Below are 16,572 nucleotides of genomic sequence, written 5' to 3'. Positions count from 1 at the left end.
ATTGTCATCCCCGTCGAGAATCTGGATCGTCACACCCGCCCAGGGCGTGTCCTCGGCGTCAATCACACCGTCGCCGTCCATATCCTCGTATTTCGTCCCGGAGATGTCGAACTTGTCGAAGTTCGCAAAGTCCAGATTGGTCTGGTCCGCCCCAGACGTCCCGGTGATCGTGTAACCCGCGGTCCCGAGCGTCTGCACCGACCCGTCCGGCAGAACCTCCTGCACCGTGTAGCCCGCGTAGTTGTAATCCAGACCCGTGAACGACCACGTCCCGTCCGCAGCCGTCATCGTCGAGGCAACGACATTGTCATCCCCGTCGAGAATCTGGATCGTCACACCCGCCCAGGGCGTGTCCTCGGCGTCAATCACACCGTCGCCGTCCATATCCTCGTATTTCGTCCCGGAGATGTCGAACTTGTCGAAGTTATAGAAGTCGCTTGCCTCACCACCTTCATCGCCGAAAGTCTCGCCGCCCACGACGGTGACAGCGTGCCACGGAGTGGTCGTTGGCATCCAATTTCCGTCGGGGCCATCCATGTCCTCGATGACGAAATAGTCACCGACCATCACATCGCCGAAATAGTAGACACCCGAGCCGTTGGTTACCGTCGTGGCAACCGGCGTGCCGGTGCTTAGGGCCGCAGAAATCTCGGCTTCGCTCAGACCGCCGCTATTGTCGGTATCGATCGTGTCGTCGAACAGATAGATCGTCCAACCCGCGATGGGCGTATCCGTGCCGCCCGCACCGTCGCCGGCCACATCGTTGTATTTTTCACCGGTGATGTTTCCGGTCGGCTCGTAGTTTCCGAAATCGAACCCATCGAGGGTTTTGTTCAGATCGTTCTTAACCGGGTCGTAGACGTAGCCGAGCGGCCCGAGCTCTTCCGAGCCGGTATCCAGCGACGGGTCGAGCACAGACGCGCCGCCGGAGCCCTGCTCCCACCCGTCCTGCATGACCTCCACGATGATGAACTGGGCATCAGCAACATGCCCGCCGTTATTCGGAATCTGCGCATCGAGGAAGAAGTTCAGCTCGAACTCGCCGAATTCATTCGTGAAATCGGTCGCATAGGCGCCGAGCTCATACTCGTTTTGATCAAGCAGACCGTCGCGATCAAGGTCGATATAGGCGCGGATTTCCCAACCGCTCATCACCTCTTCGCCGTCATCCTGCACGCCATCGGAATCGATATCATTGAACTTGATGCCGACGACCTCGACGAATTGACGAACCGACCATTCTTCGAAACCGGAATTGTTGGTCCAGTCCGCGACAAGTTCGCCGTCAACTACATAGTCGTCCTGATCGCCGAACTTGGAATAGAGCGTGACATAGGTGCCGTCGTTCATATCAAAGTTCGCCTCCTCGAAACTCGAGAGCGGCACATACATGATCATGTCCGAAACACCGGAGCCCGCCTGCAGCGTGTAGTCGAGGGCGATCCAGTTATCGACCAGGATCTCGCCGTTCGCATCCAGTTCATCAAGCGACCAGACGAGTTCATAATCGGAAAGGTCGACCAAGCCCGGGTCGCCCGAGGGAACCTGTTCGTTCGAGAGATAGATCTGGACTTCGTCGAGCGAGAGATAGCTGGTCGCCCCTGAATCCGGCTCGTTGATATCAAGACGGAATTCAAGGTACTGAACGGCGTTACCCTCATCGTCGTAAAGCGTTACGACCGGGATATCGCCGTAGAACAGATCGCGCGTGAAATTCGGGCTGCTATTCTCGTCGTAATCAAGGGGCCGATCAGAGGTATTGTACCCTTCCTCCACCGGATCGTTGGTGCTGATCCGAACAAACGGATTGATCAGGCCAGTACCGGCGCCCGCCGCGTCGTTTGAGAAGAGGGCGCCATCAAACTCGACGGTGGTGGGCGCAGGCCCCGTGAGATCGACATCCGCACCCGCATCGTCCCCGATGCCGTCCGTGAATGTCGCATAGGCGGTGTCGGAGCCGCTCGACGCGCTGAGAAGGAAGCGCTCGCCCGCACTATCGTCGGGGTTCACGTACCATGACGTCACGACCGTTCCGTTTGCCAGACCGTCAAGGTCTCCCTCGCCACCGTCGGTAACCGTCCAGCTATCATGGCCATCGCCGCCGAGGTCGATCACGACGTCGTCCGCGGTGCCCAGCACACCGTCCTCACCGGCGTCGCTGACATGCTCAACCTCGAAGGTGACACTGGCGCCGTCCTCAAGACCAGAGGCGGTGAAGAAGGCGGTCGATCCCGGCGCGTAATCATCTTTGTCGGTACTGACTGCCAAACCATCATCAAGGATCTGGTCGTCTGACAGAATGACGTCGTTGTTATCTTCCAGTGCCATGTCTAGCCCCCACAAAATCAATTTCAAACGCATGCGATCGAAATGCGCGGCGGGCGCTCGGCCGGCCGCATCCAATCATCCTGATCGCTCTAGGAAGCCGGCCCATTCGCCGGTCGGCCCCGCCAAAACTCCATCAATACCGGCGATAGGCGCCGATGGTGCTCAGGTCGTGCTGTCTGACATGCCTCGTGGAGTTCGCTTGCTCACCCATGGAAACTCTGGATGCGACTACGAACTGCGTTGTTTCATTATTGGCTTCAATAATTCGCGCCCTACGAACTGGTTCGGGCACGGTAGCAAGAAAGTTACGCAAACACTCCGTGTGCGTTTAATAGAATATGGCGAAAGTGTGGCTTTGGTGCGGCAAATTGTCAATTACGTAAAGGAAGCCATTGCCTCAGCCGGAGATTGTATCCGGGAGGGCAACAGCGCCGACAACGCGTAAGCACGGCGCCCAAACGACGCGAATCCCTCGGAATCGAGGAGGCAAGCCACATTGTGTGTATTTTGGCAACAATCAGCCCACGGCGATTTGCGGCACCGAATGCCTCACCCCGAGATCGATTCGCCTTAGTGCAGGATCGCGCGCAATCCGACGGACACCTCAGAAGTCGAGGTGCTCCACGCTCAGCGCATTTTGCTGGATGAACTCGCGGCGCGGCTCGACAACGTCACCCATCAACTTGGTGAAGATGTCGTCGGCCTCGGCCACATCCTCGATGCGCACCTGCAACAGCGTGCGCGCCGAGGGATCGAGCGTGGTTTCCCACAGCTGCTCGGGGTTCATCTCGCCCAGACCCTTGTAGCGCTGAAGGGTCAGGCCCTTTTCGCCCTCTTGCAGGATCGCCGCCAGCAGGTCGAGCGGGCCGTTGATCAATTGCTCGCGCTCCTTGCGGATCAGCGTCGCGGGGGTGCCGTAGGTGTCGCGCAGATCCTGCGTGTATTGCCCCAGGCGCCGCGACTCGGCGGCGCGCAAGACATGGCCGTCAAGGGTACGCACCTCTTCGACACCGCGCAGGATGCGGCTCAGGCGCAGGCCGTGATCCTGCGTGGGGCGGCCTTGCCAGCCGCGCTCATACTCCAGCGCTACCAGATCGAGACGCCGCGCGACGCTATCGGCCACCGCCTGCGCATCGGCATCCATCGCCCCGGGCAGCATCGCCCCGGCAATCGCTGCCTGCTCTAGGATGTTGCGCGGGTAATGCGTCGGGAAGGTCGCGAGGATACGCTTGATCACGCGGGCCTCTTCGACCACGCGCAGCAGATCCTGACCGGTAATTTCCTCGCCGCTGCCAAGGCGCAGCATCGCGCCTTCGACGCCCTGATGCACCAGGAAGTCATCCAGCGCCGCCTGGTCCTTGAGATAGACCTCGGACTTGCCGCGCGCGACTTTGTAAAGCGGCGGCTGCGCGATGTAGAGATAGCCGTGCTCGATCAGCTCGGGCATCTGGCGGAAGAAGAAGGTCAGCAGCAGCGTACGGATGTGTGCGCCGTCCACGTCGGCATCGGTCATGATGACGATCTTGTGGTAGCGCAGCTTGTCGATGTTGAACTCGTCGCGGCCAATGCCGGTGCCAAGCGCGGTGATCAGCGTGCCGATCTGGTCAGACGACAGCATCCGGTCAAAGCGCGCGCGCTCGACGTTCAGAATCTTGCCACGCAGCGGCAGCACCGCCTGGTTCTTGCGCTCGCGCCCTTGCTTGGCCGAACCGCCGGCCGAGTCACCCTCGACCAAGAAGACTTCGGACAGGGCGGGGTCTTTCTCCTGGCAGTCGGCCAGCTTGCCGGGCAGCGAGGCCACGTCCATCGCGGTCTTGCGCCGCGTCAGCTCGCGCGCCTTGCGGGCCGCCTCGCGCGCAAGGGCCGCCTCAACGATCTTGCCGACGATCTGCTTGGCCTCGCCGGGATGTTCCTCGAACCACTCGCCGAGCTTCTCGTTCACCAGATTCTCAACTGCGGGACGGACCTCGGAGGAGACCAGCTTATCCTTGGTCTGGCTGGAGAACTTCGGATCCGGCACCTTGACCGACAACACGCAGGTCAGGCCTTCGCGCGCGTCGTCACCGGTGAAATCGACCTTCTCGCGCTTGGCGATGCCGCTGTCTTGGGCATATTTCGTGATAGTGCGCGTCAGCGCGCCGCGGAAGCCCGCAAGGTGCGTGCCGCCATCGCGCTGCGGGATGTTGTTGGTGAAGGGCAGCACGGTTTCGTGGTAGCTGTCGTTCCACCACATCGCCACTTCGACGCCGATCCCGCGCACTTCGCCGACCATATAGATCGGCTCGGGCATGACGGCAGCTTTCGAGCGGTCGAGATATTTCACGAACTCGCGCACGCCACCTTCGTAATGCAACTCGGTACGCAGAGCGTCGGCGGGCCGGTCGTCCTCAAGAATGATCCGCACGCCCGAGTTCAGGAAGGCCAGCTCGCGCAGGCGGGTTTCGAGCGTCTTGAACACATAGTCGAGGTTCGAGAACGTGCCCTCGGGGTCGTTGATCTTGGACGAGGCCATGAAGCGCACCTCGGTGCCCTTCTCGCCGGGCGCATCGCCCACTTCGCGCACATGCTCGACGCATTCGCCCTTTTCGAAACGGGCGTAATATTCCTTGTCGTTGCGCCAGACGCGCAGTTCCAGCCAATCCGAGAGCGCGTTCACAACCGACACGCCCACGCCATGCAGACCGCCCGAGACCTTGTAGGCGTTGCCGCCCTCATCGGTGTTGTTGAACTTACCGCCCGCATGCAGCTGGGTCATGATGACCTCGGCCGCCGAGACACCCTCTTCGGCATGGATATCGACCGGAATCCCGCGCCCGTTGTCGCGCACCGAGACCGAGCTGTCGGCGTGAATCTTCACCGCAACGTAGTTGGCATGGCCCGCCAGAGCCTCGTCGATGCCGTTATCGACGACCTCGTAGACCATGTGATGCAGACCCGAGCCATCGTCGGTATCGCCGATATACATGCCCGGCCGTTTGCGCACCGCTTCCAGGCCCTTGAGAACCTTGATGGAATCGGCGCCGTATTCGGCCTTGTTCTTGGTGTTCTCGGTCATGCCCGCCCATCCTCAATATCACCGGCGATTTATAGTGGGTCGGCGGGGGAATGTCACGTCCAAGACACAAGATTTGGTGGGCTTATGACGTGGGCGGAATGCTGAGCGCCCCATCGGCAGAGAGCGCCCAGAACGGGTTCATCGCCAATTCCCAGACATGGCCGTCGGGATCGGTGAAATAGCCCGAGTATCCGCCCCAGAAGACCTTTTCAGGCGCCTTCAGCGCCGTAGCCCCCGCCGCCAGCGCGGCAGCAAAAGCGGCATCCACCTCGGCCTCGGTATCGAAGTTCTGTGCCAGCGTCATCGCGCCGGTGCCAAGCGCGGCGCCCGGCCGCCCCTGATCGGCCGCCAGATCCGCGCGCCCGAAGAGGCCCAGGGCCATCCCGGAAAGCTGGAAAAAGACCACGCTATCGAGCGCCTGAACCGGGCGCCAGCCAAGCGCCTCGTAAAACGCCCGCGCCCGCGGGATGTCAGCCACGCCGAGGGTGATCAGGGTGACGCGCTGCTTGGGATAACTCATAGTGCGCTCCTTTCGTTGACCTGCGAGACGCCTTCGTGCTCGACGACCTCGTAATAGCGCCCACGCGGCCCGAGGCTGTCGTAAAGTTCGGCCCCCGTCCCGGTCATCACGACCTGCGCGGGCAGGGTGCAGATCTCGTCATAAAGCGCCGCGCGCCGCCCCGCATCAAGATGCGCGGCCACCTCATCAAGCAGCACCACGACCGGCTCCCCCGCCAGCGCGCGGGCATTCGCCAGCACGAGCGAAATCAACAGCGCCTTTTGCTCTCCGGTCGAGCAGAGCGCGGCGGGCACGTCCTTCTCGGCATAGATCGCCTCAAGATCGACGCGGTGCGGTCCTTCGAGCGTGCGCCCCGCCGCCATGTCGCGCCGCCGCCCCTCTGCCAGCGCGGCGGCCAGATCCTCGGGGCCGCCATTGACGATGGCCAGATGCGCGGCGGGAAAGGCGGTGGCCCCGCCATCCTGCGCGGCGGTGATGCGCGCCAGCGCCTCGGCACGATTGGCGGCGATCTGTGCGGCGGCCTCGGCCATCTGGCCCTCCAGCGCGTGATACCAGCGCTGATCGCTCACCTGATCCTTGAGCAGCCGGTTACGTTCACGCATGGCCTTCTCATAGGCCAGCACCGCCTCGGCATGGGCGGGCACGAAGGACAGGGTGATCCGATCGAGAAACCGTCGCCGTCCCTCGGCCCCCTCGATCCACAGCCGGTCCATCGCGGGCACCAGCCAGAGCACCCGCAGGATGCGCCCAAGCGCTACCTGAGGCGCCGCCTTGCCGTCGATCAGCACCTCGCGCGAGGCACCAGGTAGGGCCGTGGTTTCGATCTCGTGCAACTCGGTCTCGGCGCGGATCTTCCAGCCCACCGCCTCGGCGCGGCGCATCAACTCTTCGGCCGAGGCCCGCCGCAACCCGCGGCCGGGGCTGAGCAAGGAAATCGCCTCAAGGATATTGGTCTTGCCCGCGCCATTCGGCCCGTAGATCGCCACCGGCCGCCCGTCGAACGCCAGATGCGAACGCCGATGCGAGCGGAACTGCAATAGAGTCAGCTCCCTCAGCATCGGCGCCCTTTCACTGCATTGGATCGCAGGCCGGAACCGGCCCCGATCACACGCGCATCGGCATCACGACATAGACCGCCGAGGTATCGTTACCCTCGCGCATCAGCGTCGGATCGCCGGAAGAGTTGAACATGAAGACGGCGTTCTCGCGGTCCACCTGGCTTGCGATTTCAAGCAGATACTTGGCGTTGAAGCCAATTTCGAGCCGCTCGTCGCCATAGGCCACGGCCAGTTCTTCCTCGGCCGCGCCTGCGTCGGGCGCATTGACCGAAAGCACCAGCCGGTCTTCGTCGAGGCTGAGCTTGACGGCGCGCGAACGCTCGGACGAGACGGTCGCCACGCGGTCCACGGCCTTGGCAAATTCCGAGGCATCGACCTCAAGCCGGCGGGTGTTACCCATCGGAATGACGCGCGTGTAATCAGGGAAGGTGCCGTCGATGACTTTCGAGGTCAACGTGATCACCGGGGTGGCAAAGCGCACCTTGGTTTCGGAAACAGAAACCGCGATGGCGGTTTCGTCGTCATCCAGCAGCTTGCGCAGCTCGTTCACCGTCTTGCGCGGCACGATCACGCCGGGCATGCCTTGCGCACCATCGGGCAGGGGCGCATCGATCCGCGCCAGCCGGTGGCCATCGGTCGCCACGCAGCGCAGCGCCGGGCCATCTTCGCCCGTCGCGACATGCATATAGACGCCGTTGAGGTAATAGCGCGTCTCTTCGGTCGAGATCGCGAATTTCGACTTGTCAAAGAGGCGCCGCAGCACGCCCGCCTTGGCCGAGAAATTCGCCGTATATTCCGACGAGGCCATGACCGGGAAATCTTCCTTGGGCAGCGTCGCCAGGTTGAAGCTCGACCGCCCCGCCTGAATCGTCAGCCGCCCCGCCGCCGCATCATCGGTCAGCGAGATCAGCGCGCCATCGGGCAGTTTGCGCACAATCTCATGCAGCATCACCGCCGAAACGGTGGTGGCACCGGCGCGCTCGACCTGCGCGGGGGCCTTGTCGACCACCTCGATATCAAGGTCGGTGGCGCGGAACGATACCGTGCTGCCTTCCGCCTCGATCAGCACATTCGCGAGGATCGGAATCGTGTTGCGGCGCTCGACGACCGACTGAGCCTGAGCCACCGCCTTCAGAAGCGCGGCACGTTCGATGCTGAATTTCATTTCCATCCCCCACGGCAGACCGGAACGGAAAGGTAACATCTCTCCGCTCAGGCTCAAGATTTTTCAGGACATTCGGCCGCTTTGGCGCGGGCGTCAAGGGCTCGGCGTGTCGCGTCAGCTTTCCAGAAGCCGACGCAGCAGCGCGATATCCTCGGCCAGTTGCCGATCGCCGTCCTTCAATTCCTCGATCTTGCGGATGCCATGCATGATCGTGGTGTGGTCACGGCCACCGAAACGACGCCCGATTTCGGGCAGGCTGCGGGTGGTCAGCTGCTTGGACAGATACATCGCCACCTGACGCGGACGCGCGATGGTGCGCACGCGCTTGGGCCCGATCATATCGGACAGGCGGACGTTGTAATGCTCGGCCACCTTGCGCTGGATCTCCTCGATCGACACCTTGCGATCCGAGGCTCGCAGGATGTCGGTCAGGCATTCCTGCGCCAGATCCAGCGTGATCTCGCGCCCGACCAGCGAGGCGAAGGCGAAGAGACGGGTCAGCGCGCCTTCCAGCACGCGAACGTTGGTCGTGATGCGATGCGCGAGGAACTCCAGCACGCCCGGGGCCAGCTTGAGGCCGGGATACTGGGCGCGGTAGGCCTCGGTCTTGGTCTGAAGGATGCCAAGGCGCAGCTCATAGTCGGTCGGGTGCAGATCGACCACGAGGCCGCATTGCAGGCGCGACTTGATACGCTCTTCGAGATCCTTGATCTCGCCCGGCGCGCGGTCGGCCGAGATGACGATCTGCTTGCCCTGATCGACAAGCGCGTTGAACGTGTGGAAGAACTCTTCTTGCGTGCTGTCCTTGCCGGCGATGAATTGCACGTCATCGACCATCAGCACGTCGACCGAGCGGAACAGCTCCTTGAAGTCCATGATCTGGCGCTCACGCAGGGCCTGCACGAAGCGATACATGAACTGTTCGGCCGAGAGATAGAGCACGCGCAGGTCGGGGCGGCGGATCTGCAGCTCATGCGCGATGGCATGCATCAGGTGGGTCTTACCAAGACCCACGCCGCCATAAAGGAACAGCGGGTTGAAGGTAACCGGACCGCCCTCGGCCACGCGGCGCGCGGCGGCATGGGCCAGCTCGTTCGGTTTGCCGACAACGAAACTGTCGAAGGTGAAGCGCGCATCGAGCGGCGCGCCGGGAAGCTCGGCGCCATCGACCGGGCGCGCAACACGGGCGCGCGCCGGAGCCGGGGCCACGACGGGTTTTGAGATCTCGGCTGCGGGAATCGCACGCAGGGCAGGCACACGGATGTCGATCCGCTCGGCCGCGACACCAGCCGCGCGCAGCTCGCGCAGAATCGGTTCGGCGAAATTGCGCGACACCCAGTCACGCATGAATTTGGTCGGTGCTTCGAAGGCCGCGATGCCTTCGGACATCTCGATCAGCCGAAGCGGCGCGATCCAGGTCGAGTAGTTGTTCTTGCCAACGCTCTTGAGAAGCTCATCACACACCCGCCCCCAGGTCTCGTCCGTCATTTTCTTGCCTATTCAAAACACACACGGTCAGCCGCATCCGCATCCCCTGGCATTGCTGGCCTTAACCCCGCGTGAGCGGAGCGCGCAGCCTGCGATTGGGACACAGAAAACCGGCCCGGGAATCCCGAGTCAGGCAGTATCTGCCGATGGCGAGGGCGCAGAGCCCTCAGGAATCGGATTCGCATCATTCGAGGCCAGGAGACCCGGCTGTTTTTACTTGTCGTGGCAGACGTTTATGCCTGCTCCAGTCCCGAAAAGATGCGTCATGTCCCCCAAGGCGACGTGAATCGCAAGTAGACGCTAGCGCGCTGCGGAGCCCCCACGCAACCGATCTTCACTCTTGACGCAGGATTCGTGTCACCGAATCTGCGCCAGTTGGTCAAACCTGCAACACTTCATTTTAAACATTTGAAAAACAACAAAAAATAAAAGGCGCCCGATTGGGCGCCTTTGGCAACAGTCTGTTTCAGCGGACAATCAGACCGCGAGAGCTTTCACGCGCGCAGCAAGGCGCGAGATCTTGCGCGACACGGTATTCTTGTGCAGCACGCCCTTGGTCACGCCACGGGCCAGTTCCGGCTGAGCGGCACGCAGAGCAGCAACGGCAGCTTCGGCATTGCCCGAAGCGATCGCTTCTTCGACCTTGCGCACATAGGTGCGGATGCGCGAACGGCGAGCTTTGTTGATGTCGTTGCGGCGCTCGTTCTGGCGGGCGCGTTTCTTGGACTGGGGCGTATTGGCCATGTGTTTTTCCGACTTTCCGGGTCTGTTACAATTTCGATTGCGCAACAAAGCCCGGTCGTCCCAGCGAACCGGTTGATTCTAGCCTGAGCGGGCTCCACGCGCATGTGAGGCGGCCTCATAAGCGAGAATCGCCAAAAAGAAAAGCCCCGAAGGGGGCCTTTCGCTTATTTGTCGCGGAACTGCGGCTGGCGCTTTTCGAGGAAGGCCGACATCCCTTCCTTCTGATCCTCGGTCGAGAACAGCGAGAAGAAGATCCGGCGTTCGAAATGCACGCCCTCTTGCAGCGTGGTCTCGTAGGAGCGGTTGACGCATTCCTTGACGACCATCGAGGTCAGCACCGACTTCTCGGCGACCTTCTGGGCCACGGCCATTGCTTCCTGCATCAGCTTGGCGGCGGGTACGACGCGGCTCACCAGCCCCGAGCGCTCGGCCTCGGCGGCATCCATGAAACGGCCGGTCAGGTGCATGTCCATCGACTTCGACTTGCCGACAAAGCGCGTCAGGCGTTGCGTGCCCCCGATCCCGGCGACGACGCCCAGGTTGATCTCGGGCTGGCCGAACTTGGCGTTGTCCGCGCAGATGATGAAGTCGCACATCATCGCCAACTCGCAACCGCCGCCAAGCGCATAGCCCGCGACCGCCGCGATGATCGGCTTGCGCGTGCGCAGGATGCTGTCGGAATTGTCGGAGAAGTAGTTCTGGGTATACATGTCGACAAAAGACTTGTCGGCCATTTCCTTGATGTCAGCACCGGCCGCAAAGGCCTTCTCGGAGCCGGTAATGACGATGCAGCGCACCTTTTCATTGGCGTCCGCCGCCTTCAGCGCCTCGGCCAACTCTCCCAGCAGGGTCGAGTTCAGCGCGTTCAGGGCTTCGGGGCGATTCAACCGGATCAGGGCGACATAGTCTTCGATCTCGACGATCAGGGTCTGGTAGGCCATGTGGCGTTGCCTTTCCTTGTGATGGCAGGAGTCCTATCAGGACCGCCGCGATTATCAAGCCTGACTTCGCGGATGCAGCATCACTAGCGCTGGCAGCTGGGGCAGAAGAAGCTCGAGCGCCCCGATTGCACGATGCGCCGGATGGGCGTGGCGCAGGTGATGCAGGGTTCGTCCTCGCGGTCGTAAACGCGGAAGCTGTGTTGGAAATAGCCCAGCTCTCCATCGGCCTGGCGGTGGTCGCGCAGGCTCGATCCGCCCGCCTCGATCGCCTCGGCCAGAACCTCGCGAATGATCGGCACAAGGCCCGCCACGCGCTTTGCAGCGATCTTGCCGGCCTGGCGGCGTGGGTCGATGCCCGCGCGAAACAGCACTTCGGAGACGTAGATATTGCCCAAGCCCGCCACCACGCGCTGATCGAGCAGCACGGCCTTGATCGGTGTCGCGCGGCCTTTCAGGCGCGCCACAAGGTAGTCTTCGTGGAAATCGTTGCCGAAGGGTTCGGGGCCAAGGCCCGCAAGCAGCCAGTAGGCCTCTTCGCGGTCGGTACGCACCAGATCCATCGCACCAAAGCGCCGCGCGTCATTGAAGGTCACCCGTGCGCCGCCCTCCATGTGCAGAACGACGTGATCATGCTTTTGCGGCGCGGGATGGTCGAGGTGAAAGCCCCCCAGCATCACCCCCGACACCAGCATCCGCCCCGACATGCCCAGATGGATCAGAAGGCTCTCGCCCCGGTCCAGATCGGCCAGGATATATTTCGAGCGCCGCCGCAGCTGCACCACCCGCGCGCCGGTCAGCCGCCCGGCCATGTTCTCGGGCAGGGGCCAGCGCAGATCGGGGCGATTGACCTCGGCCTGCACGATCAGTCGCCCCTCCATCGCAGGCAAAAGGCCGCGCCGGACGGTTTCTACCTCGGGCAGTTCGGGCATCGTTGCTCCTGTCGCATTGTCATGGCCGCTGGGGTCCCTATAAGAAGGGGGAGTTTTTCAGATCGGCAAGAGCGCATGAGCACGGATCAGACCAGGACCACGCATTTCGGCTTCAAGACCGTCGATGAAGGGGAGAAGGCCGGGCTTGTCCATGGCGTCTTCTCACGCGTGGCATCGAAATACGACATCATGAACGATCTGATGAGCCTGGGCATCCACCGGGTCTGGAAGGACGCGATGATGGACTGGCTTGCGCCGCGCCCCGGACAAAAGCTGCTCGACGTGGCGGGCGGCACGGGCGATGTGGCTTTCCGCTTCCTCAAGCGCGCGCCGGGTGCCAGCGCCACGGTCTGCGACATGACCGAGTCGATGCTGATCGAGGGCCAGAAGCGCGCCGAAGCCGAGGACATGGCCGATCGCCTCAAATGGGTGGTGGGCGATGCGATGGCCCTACCCTTCGAGGACAACACCTTCGACGTCTATACGATCTCGTTCGGCATCCGGAACGTGACCCGCATCCCCGACGCGCTGCGCGAGGCCTACCGCGTGCTGCGCCCCGGCGGGCGGCTGATGGTGCTTGAATTCAGCCAGATCCCGAATGACATGCTGCAATCGCTTTATGACGCCTATTCGTTCAACGTCATCCCGGTGATGGGCCAGATCGTCGCCGACGACCGCGACAGCTACCAGTATCTGGTCGAATCGATCCGCAAGTTCCCGACGCAGGAAATCTTCGCCTCGATGATCCGTGAGGCGGGATTCGAGCGCGTGAAATACCGCAACCTTTCGATGGGGATTGCGGCGCTCCATTCCGGCTGGAAGATCTGAGATGCGGGGACCTCATAACATCTGGCGGCTGATCCGCACCGGCGCCACCTTTGAGCGCACCGGGGCGATGAAGGTCGCACTCGAGGCCGTTGAAGCGCCGCCGCGCCTGCGGTTGGTGGCACGCATCATGGGCTGGCCGTTCAAATGGCTGGGTTACAAGGGCGATCCGAATCTGCCGCCGGTGACCCGCGCGATCACCGCGCTCGGACCGGCTTATATCAAGTTCGGACAGGTCCTCTCGACCCGCCCCGATGTGGTGGGCGAGGAACTGGCCGATCAGCTGCGTGTGCTGCAAGACAAGCTGCCGCCCTTCCCGACCGAAGTCGCCAAACGCATGATCGCGGCCGAGCTTGATCGCCCGGTGGACGAGATGTTCTTCGATTTCTCGGAACCCGTCGCCGCCGCCTCGATCGCGCAGGTCCATTCCGCGCGCCGCGCCGATACTGGCGCCTGCGTCGCCGTCAAGGTCCTGCGCCCCGAGATCGAGCGCGCCTTCCGCCGCGACCTCGACGCCTTCCATTTCGCCGCCGACATGATCGAGCGGCTCTCTCCCGCCTCGCGCCGACTGCGCCCGACCGATGTCGTCAAGCATTTCGAAGGCGTGGTGATGGGGGAGCTTGACCTGCGGCTCGAGGCCTCGGCCGCCTCGCAGTTCGCGGCCAACACGGCAGGCGACACGGGTTTTGCCGTGCCGCAGCCGATCTGGTCGATGTCGAGCCGCCGCGTGATGACCATGGACTGGGCCGAGGGCGTGTCAATCGGCGACCCCGACGCGATCCGCGCCGCGGGCCACGATGTCGTGGCGATCTCCGAGCGCGTGCTACAACTCTTCCTCAGTCACGCGCTGCGCGACGGTTATTTCCACGCCGACATGCATCACGGCAACCTCAAGGTGGCCGCGAATGGCGATGTCATCGCCTATGATTTCGGCATCATGGGGCAGATCGACGAATATACCCGTCGGGTCTATGCCGAGATCCTGATGGGCTTCATCCGCCGCGATTATCGCCGCGTGGCCGAGGTACATTTCGAGGCGGGCTACGTGCCCGCCGACCGTGACGTGAACGAATTCGCCCTGGCTCTGCGCGCCGTGGGCGAGCCGATCTTTGGCATGGACGCCACGCATATCTCGATGGCGCGCCTGCTGGCCTACCTCTTCGAGGTGACCGAGCGCTTCGGGATGCAGACCCGAACCGAGCTGATCTTGCTGCAACGCACCATGGTCGTGGTCGAGGGCGTCGCGCGTTCGCTCAACCCCGCGATCAACATCTGGGAAACCGCGCAGCCGGTGGTCGAGAAATACATCCGCGAGAACCTCGGCCCGCGCGCGGCGATCCGCGATCTGGTGCGTACGGTAATGATCTTGGGCGATTTCGGTCCGCGCCTGCCCGAGCTTCTACGCTCGGCGCTGGAACGGCAGGCCGCGCCGGTCGCACCGCCCGAGCCGAAAAGCCGGATGCACATTGCCGGGCTTGCGGCAGTCGGTCTCGCGTTGCTGGCGGTTGGCGTGGCCGTCGGGCAGATCCTCTAGGACCTGCCCGCCTCGCGCAGCGCGGTGACATCGCTGGCCGCAACGGTCGCCCCCCCGTCAAGCACCAGCATCGTGCCGTTGCCGGTGCCTTGCGCCTCGACGATCCGGCTATAGACCTCGACCGTGTCCGTCGAGATCAGCGTGCCGTTATTGTAGCTTTCCAGCCGGAACGAATAGTTGCCCGCAGGCAGCGGTGCGCCATTCGCATCCGTCCCCGCCCAGTCGAGCGTCTCGGCGCTGGCTGCAATCGTCTGGCGCATGACCTCGACCCCGCTTGCGTCATAGGCAACCAGCACCGCCTGATCGGCCCCAACAGCCGGGTTCGGCGCCAGGGTAATCGGCGCGCCATCGAATCGGGCGGGTGCGGCCACGCGCGCCTCCATCCCGACCCAGCCAGCCATCTCTGCCATCCCCGCGACCCCCATCTGCGCTGCAAGCGCCTGCAGCAGCGTATTGGTCTGGACCTGCTGCTCGACCCCCGAGAAGGTCGCCAATTGCACCGCGTAATCCGAGCTTTCGATCGGGTTCAGCGGATCCTGGTTTTGCATCTGCACCGTCAGCATCTTGAGAAACGTCTGAAAGTCCGAAGTCAGCGCACCCTTGCTTTGGGTCGCCGTGCTGGTGGCGGGGGTGCTGGTAACCGGGGCAACGCTGGTCATGGCGGAGAACTCCTTCACATTCGCAAATCGAGGCCGCGTCCTGCGGCGGAGGGTTTCGGCGGGATCGGCAACGGTCGGGCGGGATCGATCGTCGGGGCCAACTCCATCCCTTCGTCGGGATCGGGAGGCGGGGCGGGCCTCTGGCCTGAATGCTCGGCAAAGCTGAAAGCCACGTCGCGAAATCCGAGGTCGCGAAAATCGCGCGCCAGAAGATCCGCATGGCGGCGCATCAGATCCAGCGTTTCGGGGCGTTCGGCCTGAATCGAGACGCTCATGACCCCGTCATGGGCCTGCAATCGCAGTTTCACCTTGCCCAGTTCCTCGGGGGCCAGCGCCACTTCAACCATGCCGTCGCGCTGCGCGCCCGCTGCCTCGGCCAGTTGCCGGGAGACGTGAACCGGGGTTGCGGGCGGTTCGGCCGCACCTGGGCGCGGCGACAGGGGCACAGCCTGAACCTCGACAGCGGGACCGCGCGCGGTCGGGGCCACAACCTCGGCAATCCCCCCGAGGCTTTCCGCATCCCCCCGCCCGCGCTGCTGGCGCTGATCGGCCCCGTCCCCCACCATGAACGCCTGCATCGGCATTCGCGGCGAACCTGCCGCCCCTGACACGGGAGAGGAGGCAACCTGATCCTCCGGCTTGTCGGGGACGGGTGACGAAGGCACGACCATCGCGCCGGAGGTTTCGCCCTTCGGCACATCAGGCACGTTGCGCGGCGAGATTTCTGCAAGACCCGGCGCGGGCACGCCGCCGTTTGCAAGTTCCGCGCGGCGGGCCGATTCCAACGCGGTAGCGGATGTAGGGTTTTGCGCCGCAGCGGGCGCGGGATCACGTGCCACCCGCTGCGTAGAACCGGGCGTGAATGCTGGCCCAAACGCCACCGCAGCCGCAAGCGCGGCGGCCGCCGCCGGAAGCTGCGAACCTGCCGGGGGCGGATCAACGCTGGCAGCGGGCCCCACAACGCAGGCGCTATCGGCAGGCTCTGCGGGAACCATGGCAGCGAGCTCCGGGCCAAGGGAAACTGCGTTCCCAACGACATTATTCCGGGCTGCTGGCGGCTCTGAAGCGGGGAGGTCGGATGGGACCTGATCCGACGTGACCAGCGCCCCCCTGTCGGGCAGCGGGGATGTTCGGATGAGCGCTTCGGCGCTGCCCCCCGCGCCGGGCGCGGCCGGGTCAGGCATGGCAGGGGCGGAGGGCAAGGGCAGGACAAGCGCCGTGCAACTCAGCGACTCGGGGCGCGGGCCGACATCCGTTTTCGCCGGATCGTCCTGTCGCGGCGAGGCGAGATCTGCCCCACCCTCAAGCAAGTTCCCGAACGCGTAG

General features: G+C 63.4%; 13 protein-coding genes. 2 read left to right on the top strand and 11 right to left on the bottom strand.

What is annotated here, in order from left to right:
- The 9 genes from N3C64_RS07690 to mutM form a co-directional block, all read right to left on the bottom strand.
- Positions 1-2,328: SdrD B-like domain-containing protein (locus tag N3C64_RS07690; protein ID WP_260013668.1), on the bottom strand; the 2,328-nt coding region annotated here is incomplete at its 3' end.
- Positions 2,329-2,932: 604 nt separating this feature from the next.
- Positions 2,933-5,383: a DNA topoisomerase (ATP-hydrolyzing) subunit B gene (gyrB, locus tag N3C64_RS07685; protein ID WP_260013666.1), complete on the bottom strand. Its 2,451-nt coding sequence runs from the start codon at positions 5,381-5,383 to the stop codon at positions 2,933-2,935.
- 82 nt (positions 5,384-5,465) lie between these two features.
- Entirely contained in the window at positions 5,466-5,903 is a 438-nt protein-coding gene (locus N3C64_RS07680; protein ID WP_260013664.1) for a VOC family protein, read from the bottom strand.
- Positions 5,900-6,961, bottom strand: coding sequence for a DNA replication/repair protein RecF (gene recF / locus N3C64_RS07675; RefSeq protein ID WP_260013662.1), 1,062 nt, complete (start codon positions 6,959-6,961; stop codon positions 5,900-5,902). The genes N3C64_RS07680 and recF overlap by 4 nt, the downstream gene beginning before the upstream one ends.
- A gap of 46 nt (positions 6,962-7,007) precedes the next feature.
- Positions 7,008-8,126, bottom strand: coding sequence for a DNA polymerase III subunit beta (gene dnaN / locus N3C64_RS07670; RefSeq protein WP_218629993.1), 1,119 nt, complete (start codon positions 8,124-8,126; stop codon positions 7,008-7,010).
- A gap of 114 nt (positions 8,127-8,240) precedes the next feature.
- Positions 8,241-9,614: a chromosomal replication initiator protein DnaA gene (gene dnaA / locus N3C64_RS07665; RefSeq protein ID WP_260013659.1), complete on the bottom strand. Its 1,374-nt coding sequence runs from the start codon at positions 9,612-9,614 to the stop codon at positions 8,241-8,243.
- 477 nt (positions 9,615-10,091) lie between these two features.
- Positions 10,092-10,358, bottom strand: coding sequence for a 30S ribosomal protein S20 (gene rpsT / locus N3C64_RS07660; RefSeq protein ID WP_218629995.1), 267 nt, complete (start codon positions 10,356-10,358; stop codon positions 10,092-10,094).
- Positions 10,359-10,522: 164 nt separating this feature from the next.
- A complete protein-coding gene (locus N3C64_RS07655; RefSeq protein WP_260013651.1) occupies positions 10,523-11,299 on the bottom strand; it encodes an enoyl-CoA hydratase in 777 nt (258 codons plus the stop codon).
- An 83-nt stretch (positions 11,300-11,382) separates the two neighbouring features.
- Positions 11,383-12,228, bottom strand: coding sequence for a bifunctional DNA-formamidopyrimidine glycosylase/DNA-(apurinic or apyrimidinic site) lyase (gene mutM / locus N3C64_RS07650; protein ID WP_260013649.1), 846 nt, complete (start codon positions 12,226-12,228; stop codon positions 11,383-11,385).
- Between the two features lie 75 nt (positions 12,229-12,303).
- Between mutM and ubiE the strand changes: the two genes are divergently transcribed.
- Together ubiE and ubiB are read left to right on the top strand one after the other, a co-directional pair.
- Positions 12,304-13,056, top strand: a complete 753-nt coding sequence (gene ubiE, locus N3C64_RS07645) for a bifunctional demethylmenaquinone methyltransferase/2-methoxy-6-polyprenyl-1,4-benzoquinol methylase UbiE (protein WP_218629998.1) — start codon at positions 12,304-12,306, stop codon at positions 13,054-13,056.
- A 1-nt stretch (position 13,057) separates the two neighbouring features.
- The gene (gene ubiB, locus N3C64_RS07640; protein ID WP_218629999.1) at positions 13,058-14,587 is read left to right on the top strand and encodes a 2-polyprenylphenol 6-hydroxylase; all 1,530 of its coding nucleotides are present in this window, start codon (positions 13,058-13,060) and stop codon (positions 14,585-14,587) included.
- On the opposite strand, the gene N3C64_RS07635 is transcribed toward ubiB, so the two are convergent.
- Positions 14,584-15,246, bottom strand: coding sequence for a flagellar hook capping FlgD N-terminal domain-containing protein (locus tag N3C64_RS07635; RefSeq protein ID WP_260013646.1), 663 nt, complete (start codon positions 15,244-15,246; stop codon positions 14,584-14,586). The two genes, ubiB and N3C64_RS07635, sit on opposite strands and share 4 nt — an antisense overlap.
- Positions 15,247-15,260: 14 nt before the next feature.
- Positions 15,261-16,085, bottom strand: a complete 825-nt coding sequence (locus tag N3C64_RS07630) for a flagellar hook-length control protein FliK (RefSeq protein WP_260013645.1) — start codon at positions 16,083-16,085, stop codon at positions 15,261-15,263.
- Between the last annotated feature and the right edge of the window lie 487 nt (positions 16,086-16,572).

The organism is Sedimentimonas flavescens, assembly GCF_025154035.1.
GTDB classification, from domain to species: Bacteria; Pseudomonadota; Alphaproteobacteria; order Rhodobacterales; family Rhodobacteraceae; genus Rhodobacter; species Rhodobacter flavescens.
Note: the sequence above shows the minus strand (reverse complement) of the source record. Positions and strands in the feature narration are given on the sequence as shown.

What these genes read in the sequence shown, in the direction of transcription:
- dnaA (WP_260013659.1), bottom strand. Translation starts at nt 9,614, where the DNA reads ATGACGGACGAGACCTGGGGGCGGGTGTGTGATGAGCTTCTCAAGAGC.
- mutM (WP_260013649.1), bottom strand. Translation starts at nt 12,228, where the DNA reads ATGCCCGAACTGCCCGAGGTAGAAACCGTCCGGCGCGGCCTTTTGCCT.
- ubiB (WP_218629999.1), top strand. Translation starts at nt 13,058, where the DNA reads ATGCGGGGACCTCATAACATCTGGCGGCTGATCCGCACCGGCGCCACC.
- rpsT (WP_218629995.1), bottom strand. Translation starts at nt 10,358, where the DNA reads ATGGCCAATACGCCCCAGTCCAAGAAACGCGCCCGCCAGAACGAGCGC.
- recF (WP_260013662.1), bottom strand. Translation starts at nt 6,961, where the DNA reads ATGCTGAGGGAGCTGACTCTATTGCAGTTCCGCTCGCATCGGCGTTCG.
- dnaN (WP_218629993.1), bottom strand. Translation starts at nt 8,126, where the DNA reads ATGAAATTCAGCATCGAACGTGCCGCGCTTCTGAAGGCGGTGGCTCAG.
- ubiE (WP_218629998.1), top strand. Translation starts at nt 12,304, where the DNA reads ATGAGCACGGATCAGACCAGGACCACGCATTTCGGCTTCAAGACCGTC.
- N3C64_RS07655 (WP_260013651.1), bottom strand. Translation starts at nt 11,299, where the DNA reads ATGGCCTACCAGACCCTGATCGTCGAGATCGAAGACTATGTCGCCCTG.
- gyrB (WP_260013666.1), bottom strand. Translation starts at nt 5,383, where the DNA reads ATGACCGAGAACACCAAGAACAAGGCCGAATACGGCGCCGATTCCATC.
- N3C64_RS07635 (WP_260013646.1), bottom strand. Translation starts at nt 15,246, where the DNA reads ATGACCAGCGTTGCCCCGGTTACCAGCACCCCCGCCACCAGCACGGCG.
- N3C64_RS07680 (WP_260013664.1), bottom strand. Translation starts at nt 5,903, where the DNA reads ATGAGTTATCCCAAGCAGCGCGTCACCCTGATCACCCTCGGCGTGGCT.